Raw genomic sequence first — 4901 nt, forward strand, 5'->3', positions numbered from 1 at the left:
TCCCTGTCCCTGTCCCTGTCCCTGTCCCTGTCTGTTGCGATCACTACCCGATTCGGGGTCGATTTGGGGTGTGATCGGGGGGCGATCACTACCCGATTCGGGTGGCGATCCCGTGGCAAGAGTTATTACACCCTTCTTCTTCAAGGTGCGCGATTGCGGGGCGATGCTTTTTAAAGCAGCAACCGCCTCGACCAGTTGCCCCTGAAGCCCGCTGATATCTACCTCCACACCCCAGCGACGAGCATTACCGGTGGCGCCCGAGATGGCATTCAGCAGCTTCTCAACCCAAGACTCCAGCGCCTTCTCAGCAACAACTGGATGGTACAGACGACCATCGCTGCACTTGACCCAGCCGCGAAGTACATGGGCCTTCACCTTGTCCCAACGAGCGCACTGGGACAGGTGTGCGAGCATCCGATCATTGTCGGGAACGCTGGCGGCCGGAACCTGGTGCCAACTGGCAAGCCAGAGAGTCATAGCAGCGGCGCGCTCGTCCCCAGAACCAAGCACCCAAGTCTCGGAAGTAAGCAATCGCTGAACGTCCAGTGGCATGAATGCGAATGTCGAGAGGTCGCAGTCAGTTGGGGTCAACGGCTCCGGCAGAGGGTGTAATGCATCAGGCGAGACCGAACTCATTCGCGCCCCCTTCTCAGCCGCTCAAGGTATCCCGGGCTGTGCAGTGGCTGCTCGAACCACAGCGGGTTACGTCGATCAACCTGTCCTGGGTTTCGGGCCTCCACGGCCATATCACTGTCCCATGTCGACCATGCCTCGCCATCTCCCTCAATAGCTGTGATCAGGTCTATCAGTTTGGAACAGAAGAAGCTCCTATCCGGCGAAAACCGGCTTTCGGAAAACATCTCTTCAATACGCCCCAGATAGACTTCTGGTTCCTCTACCTCCGCGTAGTAGGCCACCTCGTAATCATGAGGGGCAGCGGGCGAACTAGAGAGTTCCTCGGCAACCTTGTGCGGGGAACCATGGCTCCAACCAAGCAAGTACACACCAGGCATGATTGGGCAGTGCAGGACGAAAACAAAACCGAAATCTCTACTCATTCGCTCAACTCCCGTGCTTGAAGCAACTTCTCCATGAGCCGCTCAGCCAATACTTCATCGATATCTTCCGGGCGCCAGCCGCACAGCCGCTTCACCAACACCATCAGGGCGAAGCGCGCCTTGATGATCTCGAACTGGATATCGGCGATGTTTAGGGCAACCTCGGCTACTACAGGGGGATCGAACTGGCCCAGCAGCTCGAAGGCAGTGTCGATTGAGCACCAGATCTTGTAGGCAACCTGGTCGCTGCCGAACTGCTCGAAGGACTGCTCGTTGAGCATCACGGGATCGGACTGGTGGGCGACCTTGCTCATGCCAAGCCCTCCCTCTCCAGGCGCTGCACCAAGGTCCGCATCTTGCGCTTGAGGTGGGTGGTCAGGTTGCGCCTGCTGCGGAACTCAACGATAGGCAGGGCGTGGCGGTGAATCTGGATGGTGTTGGTCATGGCTCAGTTCACCCTATGGACTTTGAGGGTGTTCGGCTTGAGGCCCAGCTCTTCGGCTTTGCGCTTCGCCTCTTCGGGATCAATGCCCAGCCGCTTGGCCATCCCTTCCAGTTCGTAAACGGGCTCTCCGTCGTCGGTATAGCCATCCGGAACGGCAGGCATCAGCCCCATCTGCACAGCCATGTCGTGCATTTCCTGGCGGAACGACTCCGGGGCTGCGTCGTACATGCGCTGAAACGCAGTTGCGGCTTCTGGGGTATGCGACAAGCCGGACTTGCACATGCTGGTGTAGAGGCGGCCAGCGGCTAGAAACTCAGGAGTCACCTGCTCGGTGGTATTGCGCTTGCTTTTCTTGCTCATGACTTCACCTTCGGGGCCAGCCGGAACCGGCCCGGGAAATAGGGATGGGTAGCTTGGGTCTCGGTAACCCGCTCGCACTCGCTGACGAAGCGCTTGAAGACCGCAGTGATATCGCTGGTCGCCCAGACCGCGTACTGGCTGCCCTGGGCGTTCTCGTGGCCGTTGCGGACCATGCCCCAGGGCTTCGGGCTGATAGGCATCTGCCGAACCACTGCGTCCACCACGGTGGCCGACAGGCCATAACGGTCATTGATCACCTCACGGATGCGGGTGATCGGCATGCAGTTCTGCGGGCAGTGGTCCCAAACGCGGGATTCGGACAGGTCCTCGACCCGCTGCTCGACGCGCTCAATAGCGACCTGGTGCTGGGCCTGCTGTTGCTCGATCTGCTGCTGTCGGCGCTCGAGTTGCACCTGAATCTGCGCATGAGCCAGCATCTGCTCAGCCTGGGTCATCGGCGCACGCAGAGCCTTCAGCCTCTCCAGAACACTGCGGCGCACCCCCTTGGACTCCCGCATGCCGACGAGCATGCATTGGTCCAAAGTGAGCTCGTAACACTCCATCAAAACGCCGCTCTGGGGGTGTGCAATTTTTTTGCATACCCCAAGTTCATCGCCGAGCTCATCCTGCACCCGGGCGATGAACTGGTCATTCCTGACGCGGGGTTCATTCGCAGCGGCCCGCGCCTCGTTGATGATGTCCCGCAGATCGATACTGGTCATGGTGGCGGCCTGGCCGCCGATGGTGGTCAGGTTCATCGCTCTACTCCCGCCATCTGCACCAGTGCGTTTTCCGTTTCGCCGGTCAACTCGGAGAGACGGCGAAACACATCCTTGTGGAAGAACACGAAACCAGCACCTCGAACCTGGGCGGCAGTCAGGCCCATCAAGGCACCGATTGCACGCTGCGCCTGCATCAACCGCTTGCAGGGATCAGGCTCGCGCTCCACGCGACCAAGGAAATCGTCGAGAATCTGCTGCGGGCCTGGCACGTGCAGGCCGCTACTGAACGTCCCGCACAGCCTTGACGGAGTGTCCGGGACCAGCCCTCTCCTCGAGCGCAAAGACTTCTTGATATCGAGCTCAGTCATGGCCGCACCTCCCGGTAATGCCGGACAGAAGCCCGGCGAGGTCGGCGCGTGCTCGCTTGGCGTCGTGATCCAAACGATCAGGGGTGGCGTATTCCGGCGCGTACTCGCCACGGCCTACCCAGCAACGGTTGCCGGGGAAGCGGTCGTTCAGCAGATCGGCGCCACGCTGGGCCTCTTCCTCGGTCGAGAACGGGGCGACCATCTGGGCTATCGCAATCCCGCCCTTCTGAATGGCAGGCGTGGAGATGAACCAGAACAGAATTCCATCGCCTGAAGACGCACGCTGAAACGTGTCGCCGGTATCGAAGCTGCCAGGGTTCACAGGTCACGCTCCCGATAGGCGGCGCCGATCTGCTGGTTGTAGCGGTAGAGAAAATTCCCGGTGCACAAGATGATCCGCTCGATCAGGTCATGAATCTCCGTCACAACGGGGTGCCCTCGACCACCCAGAGCAGGAACGACCGAGTCCATCAGCAGAGCCCGAAGTTGCGTCATATCGCTCCGAGCGTGGTTGAATAGATCGAACTCATTACGACTGAGCTCGACCCGCTCCATCACCTCCCCGTCGACAGGAAGCGGAGGACGAGAGGCCTGTGCCTTCGAGAGATCAGACATGATCACCTCCCAGCGCATCCTTCACCTCGCGCTCACGGGCTTTCCATTCGAGGTAGCTCTCGCGATCAGTCCTTTCGACATCCTCGCGGAGCCCAGGGACCAACTCGAACAGGATGCTGTCGACCTGCTTGCGATGTGCGCTGATCTCGTCCAAGGCTTCCCGCTTGGAAAGTCCAGGGTTGACCTTGAAGAAGCTGTTCTCCGGGTCAATAGGGCGAGCTCTCAGAAGCGCGTTCATGCAGCACCTCCCGTAGCATCAAGGCCGCGCACGCAGCTACTGTGCATAGCCGCCACCACCTCGGTGAGCAGCGCGATAGCTTCCGCCTCGGAGTCGTTCATAGGGTGAACGACGTCCCTGGCCATGCGCCTGAGCAAAACGCAGAGAGCGTTGAGCGACTCCTCGTAACGTTGCATTACCTCTACGATGGGAACCCCCTCGCAGACCTGGAGCGCACAGAGCCCGCTGGGGGTCAGGAGAAATCCAACCTCCTCAGTGGTCGCTAGCTGTTGCGCCTGGCTTGACGTTTTGATATTTTTGAGTTGCATGTTGATGTCTCCCTCGAGACAAAGAAGTACCTAGGCAGTCGCTCCAACGACTACCGACTAAAGGCCTCGCGAAAGCGGGGCTTTTTGCTTTCCGGCGTTTGAGTCAGCCGGGCCGCAAAGTGGCGTCAGGACACTCCGTGCTATCGTTTTGCTTCCACACGAAACTGGCTCGGAGGCCTGGCATGAACTGGTTGAAAGAAGCCTTCAGGCGCTGGAAGGCACGGCATTGGGACAAGGAGTACTTCCCAGAAGACCGGGGCGGAATAACGCCGCTTAGGGCCTTCTGGGAGAAAAGGCGCGCATCAATCATGACGTTCGCCCTCTGGCTGATTGCCCTGATCGCTGGGGCGTTGATCCTGAACATCGTTGGCCTTGGCTGACTCAATCTCGTGCAGCCGCTTGATGGCTCGATTCAGGAACTCCAGGCGAGCCCGGTAGCTGTCCATGCCTTGGGGAAAGTGCACATAAGCCACGTCTGCATCTGGGTAGAGGCGGTCACCCATCGCCTTGTTGCGCCCAGCGCTGTAGCCAAACTCATGACAGATGAGCGCGATCCCGCCGGCGGCTCCCACCGTCGCGATGATCGGCGTCAGCTCGACGTGGTAGCCGCCGATGCCATGAAGAATGACCGCCGCCCAATAGATCAACGCCATGGTGACCAGGCCACCGAACCAAACGAAGAACTGACGAATCATTGCGCCACCTCGGCACTGGATGCCTGCACAGCAGCATCAGCGCACTGCACCAAGTGGGAATCGGACGGCAGAATGGGCTCAAGGTCGGCGGA

The 4901-nt window shown here is 59.8% G+C and carries 12 protein-coding genes; all 12 read right to left on the reverse strand.

Annotated features, from left to right (window positions below):
* A partial coding sequence (locus tag HMPREF2581_RS31760) for a DUF1376 domain-containing protein (RefSeq protein WP_116816031.1) occupies positions 1–636 on the reverse strand: 636 nt, incomplete at its 3' end.
* Complete coding sequence (locus HMPREF2581_RS07575; protein WP_019486507.1) at positions 633–1058, reverse strand: hypothetical protein; 426 nt, start codon at positions 1056–1058, stop codon at positions 633–635. The genes HMPREF2581_RS07575 and HMPREF2581_RS31760, both read right to left, overlap by 4 nt.
* Entirely contained in the window at positions 1055–1372 is a 318-nt protein-coding gene (locus HMPREF2581_RS07580; RefSeq protein ID WP_003119039.1) for a hypothetical protein, read from the reverse strand. Before HMPREF2581_RS07580 ends, HMPREF2581_RS07575 begins: the two co-directional genes overlap by 4 nt.
* Positions 1369–1503 (reverse strand): hypothetical protein, encoded by a 135-nt coding sequence (locus tag HMPREF2581_RS33490; protein WP_019486508.1) that lies wholly within the window; start codon positions 1501–1503, stop codon positions 1369–1371. Before HMPREF2581_RS33490 ends, HMPREF2581_RS07580 begins: the two co-directional genes overlap by 4 nt.
* A 3-nt stretch (positions 1504–1506) precedes the next feature.
* Complete coding sequence (locus tag HMPREF2581_RS07585) at positions 1507–1863, reverse strand: hypothetical protein (RefSeq protein WP_019486509.1); 357 nt, start codon at positions 1861–1863, stop codon at positions 1507–1509.
* A complete protein-coding gene (locus HMPREF2581_RS07590; RefSeq protein ID WP_023093235.1) occupies positions 1860–2621 on the reverse strand; it encodes a hypothetical protein in 762 nt (253 codons plus the stop codon). Before HMPREF2581_RS07590 ends, HMPREF2581_RS07585 begins: the two co-directional genes overlap by 4 nt.
* Entirely contained in the window at positions 2618–2953 is a 336-nt protein-coding gene (locus HMPREF2581_RS07595; RefSeq protein ID WP_023099117.1) for a hypothetical protein, read from the reverse strand. The genes HMPREF2581_RS07590 and HMPREF2581_RS07595 overlap by 4 nt, the downstream gene beginning before the upstream one ends.
* Complete coding sequence (locus HMPREF2581_RS07600) at positions 2946–3275, reverse strand: hypothetical protein (protein ID WP_023099118.1); 330 nt, start codon at positions 3273–3275, stop codon at positions 2946–2948. The genes HMPREF2581_RS07595 and HMPREF2581_RS07600 overlap by 8 nt, the downstream gene beginning before the upstream one ends.
* Positions 3272–3568, reverse strand: coding sequence for a hypothetical protein (locus HMPREF2581_RS07605; RefSeq protein WP_033869214.1), 297 nt, complete (start codon positions 3566–3568; stop codon positions 3272–3274). Before HMPREF2581_RS07605 ends, HMPREF2581_RS07600 begins: the two co-directional genes overlap by 4 nt.
* Positions 3561–3806 carry a hypothetical protein gene (locus tag HMPREF2581_RS07610; protein WP_023099120.1) on the reverse strand — a complete coding sequence of 82 codons (246 nt, stop codon included), beginning with the start codon at positions 3804–3806 and terminating at the stop codon, positions 3561–3563. Before HMPREF2581_RS07610 ends, HMPREF2581_RS07605 begins: the two co-directional genes overlap by 8 nt.
* Entirely contained in the window at positions 3803–4114 is a 312-nt protein-coding gene (locus HMPREF2581_RS07615; RefSeq protein ID WP_023099083.1) for a hypothetical protein, read from the reverse strand. Before HMPREF2581_RS07615 ends, HMPREF2581_RS07610 begins: the two co-directional genes overlap by 4 nt.
* Before the next feature lie 302 nt (positions 4115–4416).
* Complete coding sequence (locus tag HMPREF2581_RS07620) at positions 4417–4809, reverse strand: hypothetical protein (RefSeq protein WP_023099122.1); 393 nt, start codon at positions 4807–4809, stop codon at positions 4417–4419.
* Positions 4810–4901: the final 92 nt, after the last annotated feature.

The organism is Pseudomonas sp. HMSC057H01, from assembly GCF_001836405.1.
Classification (GTDB): domain Bacteria; phylum Pseudomonadota; class Gammaproteobacteria; order Pseudomonadales; family Pseudomonadaceae; genus Pseudomonas; species Pseudomonas aeruginosa.

Coding starts and splice junctions, on each gene's coding strand:
- HMPREF2581_RS07575 (WP_019486507.1), bottom strand. CDS start 1,058: ATGAGTAGAGATTTCGGTTTTGTTTTCGTCCTGCACTGCCCAATCATG.
- HMPREF2581_RS07580 (WP_003119039.1), bottom strand. CDS start 1,372: ATGAGCAAGGTCGCCCACCAGTCCGATCCCGTGATGCTCAACGAGCAG.
- HMPREF2581_RS33490 (WP_019486508.1), bottom strand. CDS start 1,503: ATGACCAACACCATCCAGATTCACCGCCACGCCCTGCCTATCGTTGAG.
- HMPREF2581_RS07585 (WP_019486509.1), bottom strand. CDS start 1,863: ATGAGCAAGAAAAGCAAGCGCAATACCACCGAGCAGGTGACTCCTGAG.
- HMPREF2581_RS07590 (WP_023093235.1), bottom strand. CDS start 2,621: ATGAACCTGACCACCATCGGCGGCCAGGCCGCCACCATGACCAGTATC.
- HMPREF2581_RS07595 (WP_023099117.1), bottom strand. CDS start 2,953: ATGACTGAGCTCGATATCAAGAAGTCTTTGCGCTCGAGGAGAGGGCTG.
- HMPREF2581_RS07605 (WP_033869214.1), bottom strand. CDS start 3,568: ATGTCTGATCTCTCGAAGGCACAGGCCTCTCGTCCTCCGCTTCCTGTC.
- HMPREF2581_RS07610 (WP_023099120.1), bottom strand. CDS start 3,806: ATGAACGCGCTTCTGAGAGCTCGCCCTATTGACCCGGAGAACAGCTTC.
- HMPREF2581_RS07615 (WP_023099083.1), bottom strand. CDS start 4,114: ATGCAACTCAAAAATATCAAAACGTCAAGCCAGGCGCAACAGCTAGCG.
- HMPREF2581_RS07620 (WP_023099122.1), bottom strand. CDS start 4,809: ATGATTCGTCAGTTCTTCGTTTGGTTCGGTGGCCTGGTCACCATGGCG.